Source organism: Pseudogemmobacter sp. TB195, assembly GCF_058313095.1.
This window is the reverse complement of record NZ_JBZEGG010000001.1, coordinates 500,080-521,611: the sequence shown is the minus strand read 5'-3', so window position 1 is coordinate 521,611 and position 21,532 is coordinate 500,080. Positions and strand designations below refer to the sequence as shown.

13 protein-coding genes, 1 tRNA gene and 1 riboswitch are annotated in these 21,532 nt (G+C 63.4%); of the genes, 8 read left to right on the top strand and 6 right to left on the bottom strand.

What is annotated here, in order from left to right:
- Positions 1–50: 50 nt before the first annotated feature.
- From AC4FS3_RS02440 to AC4FS3_RS02430, 3 genes are read left to right on the top strand one after another with little or no spacing between them, the layout of a single operon-like run.
- On the top strand, positions 51–1,571 hold the full coding sequence (locus AC4FS3_RS02440) for an FGGY-family carbohydrate kinase (protein WP_491019208.1): 1,521 nt from the start codon (positions 51–53) through the stop codon (positions 1,569–1,571).
- A complete protein-coding gene (locus tag AC4FS3_RS02435) occupies positions 1,568–2,350 on the top strand; it encodes a DeoR/GlpR family DNA-binding transcription regulator (RefSeq protein ID WP_283176473.1) in 783 nt (260 codons plus the stop codon). The genes AC4FS3_RS02440 and AC4FS3_RS02435 overlap by 4 nt, the downstream gene beginning before the upstream one ends.
- Positions 2,343–3,992, top strand: a complete 1,650-nt coding sequence (locus tag AC4FS3_RS02430) for a glycerol-3-phosphate dehydrogenase/oxidase (RefSeq protein WP_491019207.1) — start codon at positions 2,343–2,345, stop codon at positions 3,990–3,992. The genes AC4FS3_RS02435 and AC4FS3_RS02430 overlap by 8 nt, the downstream gene beginning before the upstream one ends.
- On the opposite strand, the gene AC4FS3_RS02425 is transcribed toward AC4FS3_RS02430, so the two are convergent.
- Entirely contained in the window at positions 3,993–4,457 is a 465-nt protein-coding gene (locus AC4FS3_RS02425; protein ID WP_092900124.1) for a 6,7-dimethyl-8-ribityllumazine synthase, read from the bottom strand.
- Between the two features lie 84 nt (positions 4,458–4,541).
- Positions 4,542–4,674, bottom strand: a riboswitch (FMN riboswitch).
- 224 nt (positions 4,675–4,898) lie between these two features.
- On the opposite strand from AC4FS3_RS02425, the gene AC4FS3_RS02420 reads away from it, so the two are divergent.
- From AC4FS3_RS02420 to AC4FS3_RS02400, 5 genes are all read left to right on the top strand, one after another.
- Entirely contained in the window at positions 4,899–6,008 is a 1,110-nt protein-coding gene (locus AC4FS3_RS02420) for an efflux RND transporter periplasmic adaptor subunit (protein ID WP_092900126.1), read from the top strand.
- Between the two features lie 10 nt (positions 6,009–6,018).
- Positions 6,019–9,102: an efflux RND transporter permease subunit gene (locus tag AC4FS3_RS02415; RefSeq protein ID WP_491019206.1), complete on the top strand. Its 3,084-nt coding sequence runs from the start codon at positions 6,019–6,021 to the stop codon at positions 9,100–9,102.
- 643 nt (positions 9,103–9,745) lie between these two features.
- The gene (locus AC4FS3_RS02410) at positions 9,746–11,299 is read left to right on the top strand and encodes a TerC family protein (RefSeq protein WP_491019205.1); all 1,554 of its coding nucleotides are present in this window, start codon (positions 9,746–9,748) and stop codon (positions 11,297–11,299) included.
- 121 nt (positions 11,300–11,420) lie between these two features.
- The gene (locus AC4FS3_RS02405) at positions 11,421–13,106 is read left to right on the top strand and encodes a pilus assembly protein TadG-related protein (RefSeq protein ID WP_491019204.1); all 1,686 of its coding nucleotides are present in this window, start codon (positions 11,421–11,423) and stop codon (positions 13,104–13,106) included.
- A 162-nt stretch (positions 13,107–13,268) separates the two neighbouring features.
- Positions 13,269–13,345 (top strand) — tRNA-Pro (locus AC4FS3_RS02400).
- A 617-nt stretch (positions 13,346–13,962) separates the two neighbouring features.
- Here the strand turns inward: AC4FS3_RS02400 and AC4FS3_RS02395 are convergent.
- The 5 genes from AC4FS3_RS02395 to bcsA form a co-directional block, all read right to left on the bottom strand.
- Positions 13,963–14,178: a MerR family DNA-binding transcriptional regulator gene (locus AC4FS3_RS02395; RefSeq protein ID WP_491019203.1), complete on the bottom strand. Its 216-nt coding sequence runs from the start codon at positions 14,176–14,178 to the stop codon at positions 13,963–13,965.
- An 82-nt stretch (positions 14,179–14,260) separates the two neighbouring features.
- The gene (locus tag AC4FS3_RS02390) at positions 14,261–15,670 is read right to left on the bottom strand and encodes a hypothetical protein (protein ID WP_491019202.1); all 1,410 of its coding nucleotides are present in this window, start codon (positions 15,668–15,670) and stop codon (positions 14,261–14,263) included.
- Positions 15,667–16,752: a family 8 glycosyl hydrolase gene (locus AC4FS3_RS02385; protein WP_491019201.1), complete on the bottom strand. Its 1,086-nt coding sequence runs from the start codon at positions 16,750–16,752 to the stop codon at positions 15,667–15,669. Before AC4FS3_RS02385 ends, AC4FS3_RS02390 begins: the two co-directional genes overlap by 4 nt.
- Positions 16,749–19,193 (bottom strand): cellulose biosynthesis cyclic di-GMP-binding regulatory protein BcsB, encoded by a 2,445-nt coding sequence (locus tag AC4FS3_RS02380; RefSeq protein ID WP_491019200.1) that lies wholly within the window; start codon positions 19,191–19,193, stop codon positions 16,749–16,751. Before AC4FS3_RS02380 ends, AC4FS3_RS02385 begins: the two co-directional genes overlap by 4 nt.
- Positions 19,190–21,523, bottom strand: a complete 2,334-nt coding sequence (gene bcsA, locus AC4FS3_RS02375) for a UDP-forming cellulose synthase catalytic subunit (RefSeq protein WP_491019199.1) — start codon at positions 21,521–21,523, stop codon at positions 19,190–19,192. Before bcsA ends, AC4FS3_RS02380 begins: the two co-directional genes overlap by 4 nt.
- Positions 21,524–21,532: the final 9 nt, after the last annotated feature.

The window sequence follows — 21,532 nt, the reverse complement described above, 5'->3', positions numbered from 1 at the left end:
TGGTGCCTTCTGTGGAACCGCCCATGTCGCGCGGTCGGGAGGTCTGTTTCATGGCTGATCAAGGTCCCTGCCTTCTTGGCATCGACAATGGACTGACAGTGACCAAAGCGGTCGTGTTCGACGCGATGGGCCGCCCGCTTGCCGTGGCGCGCCGCCGCCTGCCGCAGCTTATGCCCCGCCCCCGCCATGTCGAACGCGATATGAACCGGCTCTGGGCCGCGACGGCCGAGGCGATTTCCGAGGCGCTGGCGCTTTCGGGCCGGGCCAGTGATATCGCGGCAGTGGCAGCAACGGCGCATGGGGACGGGCTGTACCTGCTCGATCGCGACGGCGCGGCGCTCGGGCCCGGGGTCCTTTCGCTCGACAGCCGCGCGGCGGATCAGGTGGCGGAATGGGAGGCGAATGGCATCTCGGCCCGCGCGCTGGATCTGTCGGGCCAGATGCCGCATGCCTCGGCGCCAACTGCGCTTCTGGCCTGGATCCGGGCGCATGAGCCGGAACGGTTCGCGAAGATCGGTCATATCCTCGCCTGCAAGGACTGGCTGCGCTATTGCCTTTCGGGCGTGATCGGCACCGATCTGACCGAGGCAAGCACCTGTTTCACCAATGTTCACAGCCAGGATTATGACCCCGAAATCCTGAGACTTTTCGGGCTGGAGGCATTGTCACATGCGCTGCCGCCGGTCTCGCTGCCCGATCAGATCGTGGGCCAGGTTACCGCTGCCGCAGCACAGCTGACGGGCCTGCGCGAAGGCACGCCGGTTGTGGCGGGGCTGCATGATGTGACCGCCTCGGCGCTTGGGATTGGCGGGCATGGTGCGGGGCGCGTGGCGATTGTCGCCGGCACCTATTCGATCAATGAAACCGTCTCGAACACGGCCAGAACCGATGCGCGCTGGTTCTGCCGCAACGGGCTGCGGAAAGGCGAATGGAATAATATGTCGATCTCGCCGGCCTCGGCGGCGAATTACGACTGGTTCCTTGATACGCTCTGCGGCGATGACCGGGCAAAGGCCGAGGCAGCAGGCGTGAGCTTTCATGCGCTGATCACGCCCGAGATTGAAGCCGCTATCACGCGCCCCTCGACCCTGATGTTCCACCCCTATCTCTTTGGCTCGCCGCATGGGGCGGGGGCTTCGGCGAGTTTTCTCGGCCTGCGCGGCTGGCATGACCGCGGCGATATGCTGCGCGCGGTGATCGAGGGGATCGCTTTCAACCACCGGATCCATGTCGATGCCTTGCGCGATGGGTTTCAGCCGCAAACCGCGCTGCTGACCGGGGGAATTTCGCGCAATCCGCTTTTCGCACAGGTCTTCGCGGATGTTCTGGGCCTGCCGGTCACGGTGACGGCAACCGAGGAACCCGCTGCCTGGGCGGCAGCGCTTTGCGCGGGCTCGGGCGTGGGGCTTTTTGACAGCCCGACCGCCGATCCGCGTGACCTCGCCGCGCTTGGCAAGACCTGGGCGCCCGACCCGGTTCGCCGCGCTGAGATGGACGCGCGCTACCGGCTGCATTGCGATCTGGCGGCCTCGCTCGCGCCGCTCTGGCCGCAGCTGGAAGCGCTGGCATGAGCAGCGCGGCAGGAAAACCGGGTCGCCGCGACGAAATCGCCGCGCTGGTGATCGAGAAAGGCGAGGTCCGGATCGACGATCTGGTCCAGGCTTTCGGCGTCTCGCGCATGACGATCCACCGCCATATCGAGGATCTCGCGCGGCAGGGGGTTTTGCGCAAGCTGCATGGCGCGGTCTCGGCCCAGCCTTCGGGCGTCTATGAAAGCCTGATCGCCTGGCGCGAGACCCATGCCGCCGGCGCGAAAGCCGCGCTGGCCCGCGCCGCGCTGGCGGAAATCCAGCCGGGCCAGGCGGTGATCCTTGACGACAGCACCACGGTCGCCGCGCTTGGGCCCCATCTGGGCCAGATCGACCCGCTGACGGTGATCACCAACAGCCTTGGCATGATGCAGCGCCTTTCTGCCCCCGAGGGGCCGCAGCTGATCGCTTTGGGCGGCGATTATCACCCGACCTATAACGCCTTTATCGGCCATCTGTGCGAGACCGCGCTGGCCGGGCTGCGGGCAAATCTCGTGATCTGTTCGGCCTCGGGCGTTTCAGGGGCGGTCGCCCTGATCCAGGACGCGCGGGCGGTGCGGGTCAAACAGGCGATGCTGAAAGCGGCGGCGCGGCGCGTCCTGCTGCTGGACCATACCAAATTCGGCAAACTGGCGCTGCACCGCTTTGCCGATCTCACCGAATTCGACGCGGTCTATGTGGATCGCGGCCTTGCCCCCGACACGGAACGCGATTTACGTGCGGCGGGTGTTCCCCTGATCCTGGTGGATGAGAATGACTGACATACAAGATATTGACGTGCTGATCCTCGGTGCCGGGGTCAATGGCGCCGGCACCTTCCGCGACCTCGCGGAACAGGGCGTGAGCGTGGTGATCGCGGATAAGGGTGATTTCAGCTCGGGCACCTCGGCGGCGCCGTCGCGGCTGATCCATGGCGGGATCAAATACCTTGAGACGGGTGAATTCGGCCTGGTTGCGCAATCGACGCTGGAGCGCAACCTGCTGCTCAGAAACGCGCCACATGCGGTGCATCCGCTGCATACGGTGATCCCGATCTTTTCATGGTTCAAAGGCATTCCGGCGGCGATACGGACGCTGTTCGGGTCGACGACCGCGCCCCGGTCACGGGGGGCGGTGCTGATGAAAATCGGCCTCAGCCTCTATGATTTTTACGGTGCAAAACGCCGGGTGATGCCGAAGCACAGCCTCTGGTCGAAAACGCGCGCGCTGAGAGAAATCCCGCCGCTGACGCCGAAGATCGTCGCGGCAGGCACCTATTATGACGCGACCGTGCGGATGCCGGAACGCCTGGTGCTGGAACTGCTGATGGATGGCAAACGCGCCAATCCGAATGCCGAGGTGCTGAACTACACGACCGGTCTTGTGGTCGAAGGTGATGTAATCCGCCTGACCGCAGCGGACGGCACCGCGCGCGCCTTCCGCCCGAGGATCGTATTGAACGCAGGCGGCCCCTGGATTGACCGGGTCAATGCGCAGCTGGGGCTGACCACAAAACTGATCGGCGGCACCAAGGGCTCGCATATCCTGCTGGATCACCCCGGAGTGATTGCCGCGCTGAAGGGCCGGATGATCTATTTCGAGGCCGATGACGGGCGGATCTGCCTTGTCTTCGACTATCTTGGCCGGGCGCTGGTGGGGTCGACCGATATCCGCGCGGCGGATCCGGATGATGTGCGCTGCGAAGAGGACGAGATCGACTATTTCATGCAGGCGATTGCCTCGCTGCTGCCTGGGCTGAGTTTCTCGAAGGATCAGATCGTCTATGCCTATGCCGGGATCCGGCCACTGCCGGCCTCGGATGCGGCAAATCCCGGGTTGATCAGCCGCGACCATTCGGCGCCGGTGATCGAAGCCGAAGGCGCGCGGACCTGGCCGGTGATTTCGCTGGTGGGCGGCAAATGGACCACTTTCCGGGGCTTTTCGGAAGAAGTGGCCGATGTGGTGCTGAAACGGCTCGGGCAGCCGCGGAAAGTGTCAACGCAGGATCTCGCCATTGGTGGCGGGCGCGACTATCCGGCGGATCAACCGGCCTGGGTGGCGCAGGTCGCAAGCGAGACCGGTGCCGGCCAGGGCAGGGTGAAGGCGCTTTTCGCGCGATATGGCACAACGGCGCGCGCGGTGGCAAAGGCCGAAGGGCCGCGCCCGATCACGCTTTCGGATGCGCCGGATTATTCCCTGCAGGAACTGGGCTGGATCATCCGCAACGAACAGGTCGTGCATCTGGATGACCTGGTCAAACGCCGCACGGCGCTGTCGGTGACCGGTGTGCTGACCGATGCCAGTCTTGAACAGGCGGCGGGCGTGGCTGCCGCCGCGCTCAACTGGGATGAGGCGCGGCGGGCCATGGAAGCTGAGCGGGCGCGGGAGGATCTTAAATCCCGCAACCGCCTGCGGCTGAAATGATCAGCCGTTGATTTTGGCCTCGAGGTCGCGCATCGCCTTGACGGCTTCTGCGGCCTCGGCGCCTTTCTTGACGAAATGCGCGTGGTAAAAGCCTTCCAGCACTTCGACCGGCTGGAAGTTATGCGGCGTCAGCGAGACGGAATAGACCGGCACTTCGGTCTCAAGCCCGACTTGCACCAGGCCGTCCACCACCGCACCGGCGACGAAGTCATGGCGGTAGATGCCGCCATCGACAACCAGGGCCGCAACGACGATTCCTTCATATTTGCCGGTTTTCGCGAGCTTTTTCGCCACCAGCGGCGCCTCGAGCGCGCCGGGCACGTCAAAGACGTCGATCCCGGTGCCGGGCAGCACTTTCTCCGCGCGCTCGGTAAAGCCTTTCAGCGCCTGATCGACGATTTCAGAATGCCAACGGGCACGGATGAACGCGATGCGCGGAGATTTGGAGGAGGAGTTATCAGTCATTTCGGAACCTATCCGTTGAGTTAACGTCTTCGGCCCCAGAGCATTGCCCGCCTGACAGACCGGCGAAGCCGGGTTTCCCATCAGACAGGTTCTCTTTCATCCGGACTATACCGTCGGCCCCGGAATTTCACCGGATCTGCTGACCCTCTCCCACCGGGAGAAGCGCTCGCGGGCTATAACCGCCGGTGGGGAATCTCACCCCGCCCTGAGAACTCCTAAGGGCTAACATGAGAGAAAATATGAAATCAAGGCCCGGCCGCGCATTGCCGCTCTTGTGATCCTCACAAGAACAAATAAGCATTGCCGCCGAAGACCCGGGAAAGCGGTCGGTCCGATACAGCTATGTCAGATTGACCACTCGGACCGGAAAGTTCAGTTAAACACGGTTCAAGACCGGAATAGTGCCGGCATCCGACAGAACCGCGCCAGCAGGAGTAACCGATGATCAAGCGGCTCATAATTGCAGTCATTCTTTTGGGAATAGTCGTCGGCGGAATCGTCTGGTTCAAGTTCTTTCGTGACGAGATGATTGCGCAGTTCCTCGGGGGGATGGTGCCGCCGCCGGTCGCGGTCAATGCCGAACCGGTGCAGCCGGTGACATGGGAGCCGGGCATCGACGCCATCGGCACTTCGCTGTCGCGCCAGGGGGTCGATCTGGCAATTGAGAGCGGTGGTCTGATCCGCGCGGTGCAATTTGCCGCCAATGACAAGGTCACCGAAGGTCAGATGATGATCCTGATCGACGATGACAGCGAGAAGGCGCAGCTCGGATCTGCCGAGGCGGCGCTCAAGGTCGCCCGCGCCGAGGAAAGCCGCGCCCGCACCCTGTCGGATCGCGGTGTCGGTGCCGCGACCACGCTGGAAAGCGCCGAGGCCCAGGTCGAAAGCGCTGCGGCGCAGGTGGCGATTGCGCAGACTGCGCTTGACCGCAAAACCCTGAAAGCGCCCTTTGCCGGGGTGATCGGCATCCCGCGGGTCGAGGTCGGGCAGTATGTCTCGGCCGGCGAAATCTATGCGACGCTGCAGGATCTCAGCCGGATGCGGGTCGATTTCTCGGTTCCTGAACAACAGCTTGCCGTTCTGAAGATGGGCGGTGCGGTGACTGTCACTTCAGAGGTCGGCGATTTTTCCGCCACTGGCACCATCACCGGCATCGAGCCGCGCGTTGACCCGAATACCCGCATGGTTTCGGTCCGGGCCGAGGTCGAAAACCTCTCGGGCGGGCTGGTTCCGGGACAGTTCCTGCGCGTACGCATCACGCTTCCGAAAGAGGAAGGCGTGATCGCGGTGCCGCAAACGGCGGTCAGCTCTTCGCTTTATGGCGATACGATCTATGTGATCCAGGGCGGCGAGACGGCAGAAGAACAGAAAGTCGAGCAGGTCTTCGTGAAGCTTGGTCGCCGCGCCGGCGGCCGGATCGAGGTCACCGAAGGGATCAAGGCGGGAGACCTGATCGTGACCTCGGGTCAGAACCGTCTGACCTCGGGCGCGCGGGTCAGGGTCGACAATTCGGTCGATCTGATGCCCAAAGCCGAAACCCAGGCTGAATAAGGGGAAACGGATGCATTTTTCTGAGATCTTCATCCGACGCCCGGTCCTTTCGACGGTCCTTGGCGCCCTGATCCTGTTTATCGGCCTCGCTTCGGTGGTGAACCTGCCGGTGCGCCAATATCCCGAGGTCGAGGAATCGGTCATCACCATCAGCACCGTCTATGCCGGTGCCGATGCCGAACTGATCCAGGGCTTTATCACTTCGCCCATCGCCTCGGCGGTCTCGACCACCGAGAATGTGGATTACATCACCAGCGCCTCGCGGCAGTCGGTCTCCACCGTCACAGTGCAGATGAAACTGGGCGCCGACCCGGATATCGCGCTGACCGAGGTCATGTCCAAGGTCAACCAGGTCCGCGGCAATCTTCCTTCCGACGCCGATGATCCGGTGATCCTGAAAGGCACCGGCCAGACCTTCGCGCTGATGTATCTTGCGGCGCAGAACCCGAATATGTCGCCCGAGCAGCTGAATGAATATCTGGAACGCGTGATCAGCCCCAGGGTGACCAATATCCAGGGCGTGGCTCAGATGGATATTCTGGGCGGCCAGGAATTCACCATGCGGGTCTGGCTTGATCCGCTGAAACTCTCGTCGCGCGGCGTGACGGCGGCCGAAGTGCTGGGGGCGATCCGCTCGTCGAACTTTCTCTCGGCACCGGGCAAGACCGAGAACGAATATTTCGTTTATTCGCTGACACTTGCCTCGACGCTGCAGGATGCCGAAGCTTTTGGCGAGCTGCCGCTGGTATCGGGTGAGAATGGCGTTGTGAAGCTGCGCGATGTCGCGCGGATCGAACTGGCCTCGGGCGAGCCGGAAGGGATCGTGACCTTCAAGGGCCAGCCCGGCACCTTCATCGGCATCATTCCGGCACCGGGCGAGAACCAGCTCGATGTGGCCTCGAACGTGCTCGAGGCGCTGCCAGAGCTGCAGGCCACGCTGCCCCGGGGCATGGAAATCACCATGGTCTATGACAGCACCGAGACCATCGCCGCCTCGATTTCCGAAGTGTTCAAGACCATCGCCGAGGCGGTCGCCATCGTGGTGGTGGTTATTTTGCTGTTCCTCGGGTCGTTCCGCTCGGTGCTGATGCCGATCGTCACCATTCCCCTGTCGCTGATCGGGGTCTGCGCGATCATGCTGGCGCTTGGCTATTCGATCAACCTGCTGACGCTTCTGGCGATGGTGCTGGCGATCGGCCTTGTGGTGGATGATGCCATCGTCGTGGTGGAAAACATCCACCGTCATATCGACGAGGGTCTCTCGCCACCCAAAGCCGCAATTCTGGGGATGAAAGAGATCACCGGCCCGGTGATCGCGATGACGATCACGCTTGCCGCCGTGCTGGCGCCGCTGGCCTTTACCGGCGGCCTGACCGGGTCGCTGTTCACCGAATTCGCACTGACACTCGCCGGGTCGGTGATCATTTCGGGGGTCATCGCGCTGACCATCACCCCCGCGATGTCGGCACGTCTGCTGACCCATGGCGAGCCGGGGCGCTTTCAGAGGATCGTCGACAAGACGCTGAACGGGCTTGCGAACTGGTATGAGCGGCGCATCTCTTCGTCGCTGGATTACCGGCCCGTGACCCTTCTGATGGTGGTCTCGTTGCTGGGCGCGACGGGCTTCATGCTGATGAACACCTCGTCAGAACTGGCACCCGAAGAAGATCAGGGCGCGCTGTTCGCGCTGATGAATGCCCCGCGCTATGCGACGCTGGATTACACCCAGGCCTTTGCCACGGAAATCACCAACCGCACCAAAGACATCGAAGAGGTCGAGACCTATTTCTCGGTCGCGGGCATGGGGACGCCGAATACCGGTTTCTATATCTGGGCGCTGAAGGACTGGGCCAATCGCAGCCGCAGCCAGGAAGAGATCAAACAGCAGATCCAGGGCGTTCTCGACAATGCGCCGGGGATGCAGAGCTTCGTCTTCGCCCCGCCCTCGCTGCCCGGCGCAGGCGGTGGGCTGCCGATCTCGATGGTGATCCAGTCGATCCACGCCCCCGAACGCGTGGTCGAAGTCGCGGATGAGATCTACCAGAAGGCGATGGCCAGCGGCCTCTTCATCGTCGTGCAGAACTCGATGTCGTTTGACGCACCCCAGGTGCGGGTGACGATTGACCGCGACCGCGCCGCCAATCTTGGCGTTTCGGTCTCGGATATCGGCACCACGCTGGGCCTCCTGGTCGGTGGCGGCGCAGTGGCGCAGTTTGACCGCGACTCGAACAGCTATGATATCGTGACCCAGGTCCCGTCTGAATGGCGCGACAACCCCGAGCGGCTGAACGACTTCTTCGTGCGGTCCTCTTCGGGTGCGATGCTGCCTTTGTCTGCGGTGATCAACCTTGCCCCGGGCGTCGCAGCCTCGTCGATCGAGCAGTTCAACCAGCTCAACTCGGCCACGCTGTCGGCTATGGCGATGCCCGGCGTGTCCAGCGGCACCGCACTGGCAAAGCTTGAAGAGATTGCCGCAGAAGTGCTGCCGGATGGCTTCTTCATCGACTATTCCGGCCAGTCGCGGCTGGAAAAGACCGAAGGCAATACGATCATGCTGGCCTTCGGGGCGGCAATCATCGTGATCTACCTGGTTCTGGCCGCACAGTTCGAAAGCTTCCGCGATCCCTTCATCATCATGATGTCGGTGCCGCTGTCGATTTTCGGTGCGCTTTTGCCGCTGTATATGGGGGCGAGCACGCTCAACATCTACACTCAGGTGGGTCTGATCACACTGATAGGTCTGATCACGAAACACGGGATCCTGATGGTGGAATTCGCCAACCAGCAGCGCGAGGATCACGGGCTGTCGCGGCGCGCAGCAATTGTCGCGGCGGCGAAAACCCGTCTGCGCCCGATCCTGATGACCACTGCGGCCATGGCTCTGGCCGTGGTGCCGCTGATCATCGCGGAAGGCGCGGGGGCCGCGGCGCGGCAGGCGATGGGTCTGGTGATCTTCACCGGCCTGTTGATCGGGACGCTCTTCACCCTCTTCGTGGTGCCGATGTTCTACACGCTGATCTCGCGCTCAGACGCCGCTTACGCCTTGCACAAACGGCAGGTGGAGCAGCAATTCGGGTCCAGCCCGGCACATTGAGCCGGCAAAACACACCGGAAAGGAGGGCTCCGGCCCTCCTTTTTCTTTGCGCGCTCCCATGCCGGTGGCGCGGTTTCACCGCCCGATGGCTATAAAACCTTCACATTTTTCATGGAAGCTCGCCGCCAGGATCATGGCCCTGGCGCCATTCCGCCGGCAAATCTGGCTGATTCTGGCAGAAGTGCTTGCGGCTGACGCCGACATGAAGAAAACTTACGCTGCACCGGGGCGTGCGCGACGGCGGGATAATCGCCCGCTCGCAGCTCCGGACCGGCAATTATGGGAACACGGGTGAAACTCGGTCACGTCACAGCGCGGCAGACGCGCAGGTCAGTCGGCATATCATGCCGCGCCCCCGCCAGATCGCGGGGCACCTGCAACACGGGTGTCACAGGCGCAGGCCGTGGCACCTCTTCTGCCGAACCGGCCGCCGCGCCGGGCGCCTCGGATGAGGGCTCAGGCAGTATAGGGCGAAGTCTCGACGCCCAGCCCCCCGCGCCCCGACGAAGGGAAACCTTCGTAAGAAGGCCCCTCTTACCCCTGATACCCCTGCCCTGCCCTTTTGCGGGCAGTCACGCCAACCATTACGCCAACCGCGCCGGGATGATCCCGGCGCGGCTTTCTCACTTCGGAGCCAAGCCTCGTGTTATTTGAATGGATGTCTGACCCGGCCGCCTGGGCCGGCCTCGCGACACTGATCGTTCTTGAGATCGTCCTGGGGATCGACAACCTCGTCTTCATTGCCGTCCTCGCCGACAAGCTGCCCGCGCATCAGCGCGACCGCGCCCGGATCATCGGCCTGTCGCTGGCTTTGATCATGCGTTTTGTACTGCTGGCCTCGATCGCCTGGATCGTGACGCTGCAATCTAACCTGTTCACCATATTCGGACACGGTTTCTCGGGGCGCGATCTCATCCTGATCTTCGGCGGTCTGTTCCTGCTGTTCAAAGGCACAATGGAGCTGCATGAGCGGCTGGAGGGGCATTCCGGTCAAAAAGAGGGGTCTGTCGTCCAGGTCGCCTTCTGGCAGGTCCTGTTGCAGATCGTGGTGCTGGATGCGGTGTTTTCGCTGGATTCGGTGATCACCGCCGTCGGCATGGTTCAGCATCTTTCCATCATGTATATCGCCGTGCTGGTCGCGATGGCGGTCATGCTGCTGATGTCGAAGACACTGATGAATTTCGTCTCAAAACACCCGACCGTGGTCATCCTCTGCCTTGGCTTCCTGATGATGATCGGCTTCTCGCTGATCGTTGAGGGTTTCGGCTTCCACATCCCGAAGGGCTATCTCTATGCCGCCATCGGCTTCTCGGTGGGGATCGAGGCGCTGAACCAGATCGGCCGCGCCAATCGCGAACGCTACATCACCTCGGGCGATCTGCGTGACCGCACGGCCGAGGCGGTGTTGCGGCTTCTGGGCGGGCGCAAGGGCGAGGATCTGGGCGGCACTGCGGATGTGATCGCCGACCGCTCGGCCGAGCAGGCCCTGTTCGCGCAGGAAGAGAAAGAGATGATCCAGGGTGTTCTGGGTCTCACCGACCGGCCTGCGACCTCGGTGATGACACCAAGGAACGAGATCGACTGGATCGATCTCGACTCCGACGAGGCGAAGATCCGCGAACAGATCCTCGATCAGAAGCATTCCCGTTTCCTGATCGCACGCGGCAGCCTCGATGAGTTTTCAGGCGTGGCGCTGGCGCGTGATCTGATGCGCGATCTGCTGACGGATGGTCATATCAGTGTCGAGCGTTCGGTGCGAGAACCGCTGGTGCTGCATGAAAGCGTCTCGGTGCTGCGCCTGATGGAGCAGCTGCGCCGGGCCCCGGTGCAGCTTGCCGTGATCGTTGACGAATTCGGATCTCTCGAAGGGATTGTCACCCCCACCGATGTGCTGGAGGCGATTGCCGGCGACTTCCCCGACGAGGATGAAGAGCCCCTGACCGAGGAACGCGCCGAGGATGGGTCCTGGCTGGTCGATGGCTGGATGGATATCCGCCGCGCGAGCGCGCTGTTCGAGGCCGATCTCGAGGATGAAACCGAGCGCTATTCGACCCTTGCCGGCTATATCCTCTGGCGGCATGGCAATATGCCGGTCGAAGGAGAAAAGCTGGAATTCGACGGGCTGGAATTCGAGATCGTCGCGATGAATGGCCGCGCCATAGACAAGGTCCGCGTCCGCCGGTCTGAAGCGGCGTGAGCATGTCAGTAAGAGTTTAATAGAAACAGAGGCTTAATCTTCTTGGTGGAAGGAAGAGCTGCGGCCACAGTGAGCCACAGTGCACTGATGGCCGCAGCTCTTCCGGACAATGCCACCCGATATGATCCGTTTTACACATATTGGCGCCCTGCGCCGCTGGCTTGCCGATACCACCGGCAGCGTGACGATCTTTTTCGTGGTGATCTTTCCGATCCTGATGCTGATCGGTGGCCTGGCAACAGATGCCGTGCGGCTCAATGCGCAGAAACGCTATACCCAGTCTCAGGCTGACCTGGCCGCCCAAAGCGCGGCGCGGTTCCTGCCCGATCCGGTGAAGGTGCGCGCCATCGCCCGCAAGGTGGTGGCGGTGAACAGGCTCTATGGCGAGATCGAATTGCAGAATTCGGATATCCTGCTCGGCAGCTACAGCGCGGAAGGCCAGTTTGTGCCACATCCGAACCAGGCCAGTCCGACCGGCGCCAGCGCGGTGATGGTAAAGGTGCCCTCGCGTTACCATCCGCTGCTTCTTGGCCCGGTCATGCGCGATGAGAATGTGGTGATCAGGCGCTCGGCCGTGGCGGGGCAACAGGCTGTGGTGGTCTTCACGCTGCGCAACCGCCTGCTCGGGGTGAACACCCGCAAAGCGGTCCTCGATCCGGTGGTCTCAGGCCTTGGGATCGGGCTGAACGTGTCGGTTCTCAGCTATGAAGGGCTGGCGAATACCAGGGTCAAAGTCGAGGATCTCCTGTCACTGGTCTCGCTTGGTCTTGCAACCGAGGTCTTCACCTTTAACGATGTGCTGCATTTGCCCCTGACAGGGCCGCGGCTTTTTACCGGACTCGTCCAGGCCGGAGGTCTGCCGGCGGGCGCCCTGCCAGCGGCGGCGCATGGCGGTCAGCCGGTGACCCTCGCCGAGGTGATGAACATCTCGCCCGGCCTGTTGAACGCCAGGATCGGGGATGTGCTGCCGGATGTAACGGTGAATGCCTTTGATCTGGTGATGGCCTTCCTCGGTCTTGCCGCCGATCCCAAACAGCGGCTGGATATTGGCACCGGGCTCAATCTCGGGCCGCTGGCCAATGTCGGGCTGAAGATCGGCCTGGTGCGCCCGCCGGTGATTGGCATTGGCCGGATCGGAGACACCCCGCCGCCACGTGCCTCGGTGTCGCAGGTCGATGTGGCGCTTGGCGCAGATACGATCAACGCAGGGAATACCGCACTCTTGCGGGTCGCTCTGAATGTGGGCCTGGGGACAGCAGATGCCGTCGCGCTCAGCCTCAATTGCGGGGCGAGCCAGCCCTCGGATCAGCTCGCAGTCTTTCGGGCCGAGACCGCGCCGGTCGAGCTGGCACTCAGGGTCGGGCTGCTCGATTCCCGTGCCAATGTCGCACCCGCAGATATGAACCGTGTCAAGCTGGCGCGCGGGGTTAAGGATGTGCCGATTCGCCTCGACCAGTTCCGCAAGCCGGTGCCGGTGCGCAACCCGCTGACCCTTTCCCGCCTGGTCGCCGATGTCAGCACTTTCCTCGATTCGGCCCGAAATGATCTGCAGGCCCAGGTCAATGCCAGGGCCTGCGAGGGAGGGTTGCTGTCCCTGCTTTCCTGCCCGCTGTTTACGGTGGTGAATGCGACGGTCTCCGCGCTGCTTTCGGTGCTCAGCGGCCTGATCAGCAGCATTTCCTCACTCCTCGCCTCGCTGGGAGTGGATGCCATCGTGCAGGCTTTGCTGGATCTCCTGGGGATCAGCGTGGCCCAGGCAGATCTTATCCTCGACGACTACAGCTGCAGCACCTCTGTCCTGCAATAGGCGGGGGGCCGGCCAGCACCAGGCCGCAGGCCGACCCGCCCCGGCTCTCCTCCTCGATGCCCCCCAAACACCGCCGGCCGGCCGCCTCGCGTTGATTTCCTGCAAAGAGCCGGGAATGCCCCTTGCAAAACCCCTGCTCTGGCGCTATCCCGCCTCAATGGTCGGAGCGTAGCGCAGCCTGGTAGCGCACCTGCTTCGGGAGCAGGGGGTCGGAGGTTCGAATCCTCTCGCTCCGACCAATTTCCCGAATAATTGCAAGCACTTAGTGCCATGTAGTCTAATACGACTCGCTCGTGCAAAAGCCATCATAGCGGCATACTGGCCGGTCGGGCTTCACGCGATTCTAGCCGGTGCCGCGCTTCCCGAAACTCGTCGCGATCATAGGCCTTCGGTTCGAGCCACCAGCGCCTGCCGTTTTTGTCCTGAGTGGCGAGACTGCGCATGTCATCCAGCCGCAGGACATAGCAGACAGGGTTTCCTTTTCCAGATTCCCGCCGGAATGCTTGGTCCACCAGCTTTCCGGGTTGGCCTTGTCCCTGATGGCAGACCACTGCATGTCGGGGACAGCAGCCATGTGCCGGTGGCGGATACGGCGCGAACTCTACCTCCGATCCCGATCACAAAGGGTTGTTCCTGCTGGCTCTTGGGGCCGCGCGACCGCCCAATGACCGTGGTGGGGGTCAGGGCGCTCTCCATCTCGTCCCACGAAGGCCGGGTCGCATAAGTCGGCTTCCTCGGCGATCTTCCGGCGCATCTGTTCGCCGGTCAGCCAGTGGTCTCCGGATTTGGTGGGCGGGTTGCCCGGGGGCTTCGGTGGACGCGGCGGTTCGTCTTGGCGACCCTGACGACGTAGCTGTTATTCCTCGCGGCGGTTGGCGGCATGGATGAAGGACAGACGCGGACTGTTCGTCCACGCGCTGGCCCCCATCAGGATTTCACGCCGAAAGACCCGATGATTGGCTAAAGGTCTCTCGGAGGTGATCAGCCCCTTTCGTTCATAGAAGTGGAGCGTGGAAATGGCGAAGTCGATCATCGCAAGCGTGAGGTCACGCACTCTGACCAGCGCTTGCAATCAGACCGTCTCTCTCCCGTCCTGGTCGTCGAAGAGACGAGCTTCGCGTGGCCTTTGCTACCCGAAGCCCCGGATCGCCCGCCTAACCGCCGCTGGTCGCACGCAGGCCCCGGCGGGTTTCGTCGGTCGACAGCTCACTGTTGAGTTTCTGGAATTGCCGCCGCGCCTCGGCGCGGTCCCCGAGGCTCAGCCAGGCATAGGCCCGCAGGATGGCAAGGTCGCGGCGCAGACCGCCGCCCAGCTGTTCAAGCGCGTCAAAATAGGCGATCGCCTGTTTGTAACGCTTGTTTTTATAGGCATTCACACCCCGCTGATCGAGGATCTGGCGCTCGATATCAAGCCGTTGTTTCCGGGTGAAATCGGTCGAGGCCGCGATGCGTGAGGCTTCCTCGGGCATTTGCATTTTCAGATGGGCCAGTGCCAGACCATAAGCAGCATCCCGGCGCTGATCCGCTTTCAGCCCGGCCTTCAGCGCCGCTTTAAAGCTCTGCACCGCCTCCATCGGCTGGTCGAGATTATAGGCGCACCAGCCGCGCTGATAGATCACCGAAGCCACGCGCGAGCCGGAGGAGAGCGCAAGACAGCGCGGCCAGTCCCCTGCCGCAGCGGCAGCCTGAAAGCCGCTGCCGCCCGACCCGCCCTGAGCGGCCGGCGCTTTGGCCTCCGGTCGCGCGGGTACCGTTTCGCCAGAAGATGCCGGGGCCGGTGTTGCTTTCGGCGTCTTCCCGGTTTTCGGCGGCTCCGCAGGCGCGGTCACCACAGCCGCAGGCGCGGTCACATCATGGCCACGCCCGGCAAGCAAACGGCTGCGCAGCGCCTGCAATTCCGGATCCATGGCGGGCAGGCGCTGGCCCACCTGCGACAGGAGGGCGAGGATCTCTGCCTCGCTTGCAACCGCATTGGCCTTTTCCAGCGTTGCGATCAGATCCGCCGCCACGACACAGGTTCCTGCCACCGCACGATAGGTGCCAAGCGCATCCGCCGCCCACCCTGCCGCCGCCTGGGCCTCGGCAATACGCCAGGCGTTGTTGATCCGGTCACAGCGCAACAACCCCGGCACCGACGAGGCCACCGAGACCGCCTGGCTGAGATTTCCCGCCGCCAGCGCCGCGTCAAACCGCATCTGGCCGTCCGCAATCGCCAGCAGATCCGTCATCGCGGAAGGTGGCTCCCAGGACGGAAATTCCGCGCGTGTCGCGGCAATCAGCGCGCGGGCCTGGTCGATCTGCCCCGCCGCGATCAGGCGAAAGATGTCATCAATCTCGGTCGAGGGGCCGGTCACCGTCAGCCTGCTCATATCCGCAGGCGGTTTCCAGGCCGGGTATTTCAACTGCAACCGGCGCAGTTCGGCCTCAACCGAAGCCTGATCCTTTTGCTGCACGTAGAAGCTGAGCGCCAGCAGCTCATCCGGGGCGGGCGCAGAAACCTCCTGGGCCGCAGCCGGGCCGGCTGCCGTCAGAAAAAGGGCGCAAAGCAGAAGGGAACGCATCATATCGGCACACATCTTTGAAAGCTGGAGGCCTGGACGACCAGCGCCATCAGATGCAGCGTGGCCGGATAATAGGGCTGATCGTCGGTAAAGCCGGGCATCACCGAGCCGACCGCATTGCTGGTCACGCAATCGGCCAGCGCACCAAGGGCTGCATAGCCGGGATGGGCGCTGCGTTCAAAAACGCCAGTGCCGGCGGTATCGAAAACCGTGGCAACGCCGCCAGCATCCCCCGCCGCCACCATCCGCGACGCATAGGCGCGCACCGCCGGGCTTTGCGGCTGATCTGACCAGAGTGCGAAAAGCGGAACCCGCACCGCCTCGTAGCCCGAAACCCCGGAAAAGGGTTGCGGAGCCGGGGCCACGCCCTGAGCCGTTACCATGACCCAATCCGGCACCGGGCCGCGCGCGGCCAGCGCCGCGATCAGCGTGTCGCCATCCGTAGCCAGCCGGGCAAGGTCGGGCAGCGAGGCGAGCGCCGCGAGGTCGTGCAATGCCCGTGCCATGTAATAGGAGGGGTTTACGACAATCCCTTCATCGCGCCGGAAACCACTTGTGCCGGGCAGAAGGATCAGCCTGCCGGACCCGTCCGGACAGGGCGCGATGCAGCGCCGCGCCAGATCGCCGGCAATGGCCACCGCGCGCGCAAGCCGGGCCTTGCTGTCGCTCAGCGGTGCTGCAAGGCTCAGTCCCCAGGCGTAGAAAAGATCGCCGTCACTTGCATTGTTGCGATCCGTGACATGCGGGGTGGCATCGGGCCGCCAGCGCCAGGCCAGCAGCGCATCCTCGCGGATGGCGAGATTGGTTTCGGTCCAGCGGATGATCTGCGTCACCGCCGCATCATCGCCGAACAGCGCGGCGAGGGTCAGACCATAGCCCTGACCTTCGGAATGGCTGGCATCGCCCTGAAAACCGTCGACCACCCGACCGTCCGGCGCAAGGCAGAGGGCTTTCCAGGCCCGCCAGCTTTCCTGTAACGGATGATCCGGTGCAAAGGGGCTGACGCTGGCCATGGCGGTATGCGGTAAAAGCGGCATTACAAGCGCTGCCCCCAATCCTGCGCCAAGAAAGGATCTGCGGTTCATCGCTCTTCCCGCCCCCGTCGGCTCAACAACACATAAAGCAGGGCCGGAATCGCCGAGAGCAGCGTCAGCCCCAGCATCGCAAGTGTAAACAAAAGCGGCGACCAGGAGGCGTAATTCCCCAGAGCCGTCCGCATCCCGCCTGCATCCGGCACGGTCAGCATGCGCGGCGGGCGGATCGGGGTCCAGACCTGCCAGCTGCCATCCGCCTGGAGCAATGCGGCCTCTCCCTGGGCCATCGACGCCACACGCAGACGGTTCAGCGCCTCACCGATCGCCTCTGGGGCCACGCCCGGCCCCAGCATCAGCCAGAGCTCGCCGCGTTCAGTGTAGTCGGGGCGCAGCAGCAGGGCCTGGCCCCGGCGCCCCTCCAGCCAGTCCGGCAGGCTCTGCGAGGTGCCGACGAAAGAGCTTTCACGCAACAGCCTGTATTCGTGCGCAAGCAGGGCATAGGGCGAAAAACTCTGCCAGAGGTCCCGGACAAAGCCCCCGACTGCGGCGGGATCCTCCGCCTGCCCGGGCGCCTCGGGATCCGCGTCTTCGACCAGGGTGAAGGCAGCGGTACTGGTCGCGCGACCACTGGTTGCGGGCGTGCCGCCAGGGGCCGGCTCTGCGGCCATCTGCGGCGGATCGTTCAGCGGAAAAAGCACGCGCTGCACGGTGTTAAGGCTGAGATCGGTTTTCTCGAATGGCACCAGGCCGAAATCGCTTAACCCGACGACCTGCAGCCTGACCGTGGCCGAGATTTCGGTCGCAGGGGCGAGTTCGGCCGCGATCCGCATCGCATCCTGCGCGAGCTTTTTATACTCGATGGCGCCTTCGGGCGCGATCACGCCCGACGGGTCCAGCCGCAACAATACGGCGGCAAGCCCCGGCAGCACCATAGAAGGAGACGGCGGGATGGTCAGACTGCTGTCGTTTAACACCGCCAGCAGATCCGCGCGGCGGACCGGGCAGGCGCCGTCCGGGGGATTGCCGGGCACCATCATTTCAAAGGCCAGCGTGTTGCGGCCCGGATGCAGAAGATTGGCGTTGAAGCTTACCGGCAGCACCGGCAGTACTTCGCCGCCATTCTGGTCAAGCGGCAAGAGCCGGATGGTCTCGTCATTGACCTTCACAAGCAGAATCGCGCCATGCGGCAGATTGCGGGCAAAGCCGTAATGCAGGTCGAGGCGGGCCTTTTGATTGGCCATCAGCAACCAGTCTGCGGGCAGCGAAAAGGGAAGATCGCGGCGGAAATAATGGGTATTTCCAACCACATCTGCGATTCCCAGATCGGAAAGCAGGGTCTTTTCCCCAGGCCGGATCGCGGGCGCGCTTTCGGGCAGTGCCGGCGGGAAGGCGGCCAGAAAGGGGGTCAGGTCTGGCAGGGTGCCGTCCTGATACTCCACCTGAAGCACCAGCCCGCGCGCGGCGCCGCGCCGCACCAGCGCATTCGGCCGATCCGAGGGGATCAGCGCGACTGAGGCGATTTCCCGTGGCTCCAGGCTGTAGAAAGAGGACTGAGCAACGCCTCCCCCCGGCCCGAGCGCCCGTTCCAGCTGTTCAGACAGGCTTCGGATCAGCGCGGGGTCCGTCGCCTCATCAGCCAGCAAGAGAAGGTTGCGTCCGCCGGCGGTCTCGCTTTGCGCCGCCAGCGCGAAGCCCGCTGCATCCGCAGGCAAGGCGCTGTCATCAATCAAGACACCGCTATTGGTCAGGTCGATCTCGGTCCAGACGCCGAATGTGGCCTCCGGGCCGCAGAAAATCCGGTGCGGCTGCTGCAAAGACAGTGTGATGCGGTTGCTGCCAGGGATCATCGCCGCAGTCTCGACCATAACCCCGGTGAAATCCCCCAACTGATCAAGCCTGATCCCAACCGGATCTGCATCATTCACCACGATCTGCATCATGGCCTGATCAGGCAGGACATTGACGCTGGAATGCAGGGTAAGCTGCAGTGTTTCGGGCAGAACAGTCCCCGCAGGCAGGTCGAGGCGCAGATCGACCCCGGCGGTTTCGCCGGTCAGCCGGATGATGCCGGGCGCCACGAGGCTCGCCCCCACCTGCACCCCATCGGGCAGGAGGGTCGCAGGCCTGGGCCGGATCAGCCAGCCCGTGCTGGCAGTGGCGCTGCCCGCGCTGCGGTCACGGTCAACCGGTATCTGCGCGATCGCGGCCTCTTTGTCGGGCGCGTCTTCCGGAACCACAGCCTCTGCTTCGGTTTGCACTGGCGCTGGCAGGCGGATGATCCCGTCATCCGGCGCTTCCGTCTGATTTGCGGGCAGGGTTTCGGCGGGGGTTTCCGCAAGGGTTTCGGCGGGGCTTTCCGAAAGGGGGGAAGGCAATGCGATCTGCGGGGTTTCGGCCCTGACCGGACCGCCCGCCCCAAAGACGGCAAGCACCAGCGAGGCCAGGATCAGCCTGCCCCCACTGAAGATTTCTGTGATCAGCGGTGCGGTCATTGTGCTTTCTCCACACCGATAAAGGCCTCGGGAGCGAGCTTTGTCTGATCCAGCCGGTATTCCTCGGCATCGAAATCGGCGCCGAAGGTCACAAGATGCGCGGGTTTCGGGCTTTGCTTTGCAAAGAGGGCGGCGCGGCGACGGCGGCCTGGTTCGCGCAGGAAATCGCCCAGGGTTTTTGGCAAAGAGCTGAGCGAGAGCCAGAACACATAGCCCAGCCCCATCAGCAGGCCTTTGCCCCGGCGGCTGTTCTGACGGATCGCCAGCCAGTTTTCCGACGAGCCGAACAAAAGCTGCGCCACCGCCTCGCGCACGATCATCGGCTGATCGGGCAGGAACTGCACCCCGACGGCAATGCCATGTCCGGCCTCGTTGAACACAGCGCGGACCACGGCCCGGACCTCGCGTTCCAGATGCGGCGCATGGGGGAAGCGCGGGCGGAACACGACCTCGTCGCCCTTGACCACCATACGGCTGCCGGCGCCCTGCGGCAGGCCGGTCAGCCGCATCTTCAACCCGCTGGTCGAAACGTCAAACACCTCGGCCGGCAGCGCTTTCTCGCCCGAGCCTTCCCAGCGGACCGTGCCTTCTTCGCGGATCTCGACACGCGGCGAGCTGCGGCGCTGCTGTTTCTCGGACACGGCGCGCAGCGAGAGGCCAACCAGCAGGAAGTTGATCACCGCCCAGACGCCGACCACGGAAAGGACCGAATGATCCCCCGGAAAAGCGATCCAGCGAATGACAAGCGCGACAAGCCCCGCCAGCATCAGGAAGAACAATCCCACAAGCGGCCCCGCGATGGGCGAGATGTAATCCTCGACGAGGGTCTCATCCTTTGCGGTCACGTTGAATTTCGCGCCGCGCGGCCTGAGGATGGTACTGATGATCGCCTTGGCGAGATAAGGGGCCTGGGCGACCTCATAGACCTCGGAAATCAGCGGCCATCGGTAGCGCGAGAAGATGGCGTTCTGCACCAGAAGGCTCACCGCCATATAGCTCAGCGTATAGGCCATGGCCTCGCGGAAGGTGGTGACGAAGATTTCGACGCCGAAAAACAGATAGGCGAGCGGCGCCAGAAGATAGGTCATCCTGACCAGCGGGAACAGCCAGAAGGCCATAGAATTCAGATAGCACAGCCGCTGGAACGGCCGCAGCCCCGGGCGGAAAAGCGGGTTCTTCAGCATGAACATCTGCATCATGCCCGAAGCCCAGCGACCACGTTGCTGGATGAAAGACGCAAAAGTCTCGGGCTGCAGCCCGGCGATCATCGCGCGGTCCAGATAAAGACTGCGCCAGCCTTTGGAATGGATCTCCAGCGCGGTTTCGGCATCCTCGGTGATGGTCTCACCGGCAAAGCCGCCCACCGAATCAAGCGCCTTGCGGCGCAGAACGGCGGCCGAGCCGCAAAAGAAAGCCCCGCCCCAGCGATCAAGCCCGGGATGGATGCGGCCATAGAACATCTCATTCTCGGGCGGGCATTTCAGATCAAGATTGCGCTCGATCGGGTCTTTATTGATGAAAAAATGCGGGGTCTGAACGAGGAAAAGCTTTGGATCCTCGACGAAATAGCCGACCGTGCGGGCGAGAAAATCGCGCGATGGCACGTGGTCGGCGTCAAACACCACCACCAGATCGCCATTCAGCTTTGCCAGCGCCGCGCTCATATTGCCGGCTTTCGCATGTTCGTTCTTCGCGCGGGTCGAATAGACCACACCGAGTTCGGCGCAGAGCGCCTGCAATTCGGCGCGCCGCGCCTTTGACCTTGCGGCAAGCTCCGGGTCGGGCGAATTGCAGCGCTGATCGGTGCCGCCGTCATCGCACAGCACCACCGTGCGCAACCGCGCCGGGTAGATCATGTTGCGCGCCGCCGACAGGGTCACCGCCAGCATCTCGGTCGGCTCATTGTAAGACGGCACGAGGATATCGACGCTGGGCAGGTTCTCGGGCTCGACGCGCGGCGGCAAGGCGCGCTCGACCGGATCGGCGGTGATAAAGGCGTTCAGGAAGAAGACGAGGATAGAATAGGTTTCGACCACCAGCAGCGCGATGGCCAGCACGAAAGAGACCGTCAGCCCCGGATCGGGCAGCGTCGAGGTCAGCCGCCAGATCCAGTAGCGCAGCACCAGGACGCTGGCGACGCTCATCATCGCGACGCGGCAGATGATATTCCCGGCAAAGGGCTTGAGCAAAATCACCAGCAGCAACGCGGCAACCCCCAGCATGGCCTGGGCCGCATTCGAGACCGGGATCGAGGCCAGCACCAGAACCGGCGTCATACCGATCAGCCAAAGGAGAAGCAGGACGCCATTGCGGATACGATCAGAGCTCATATGCGCCCT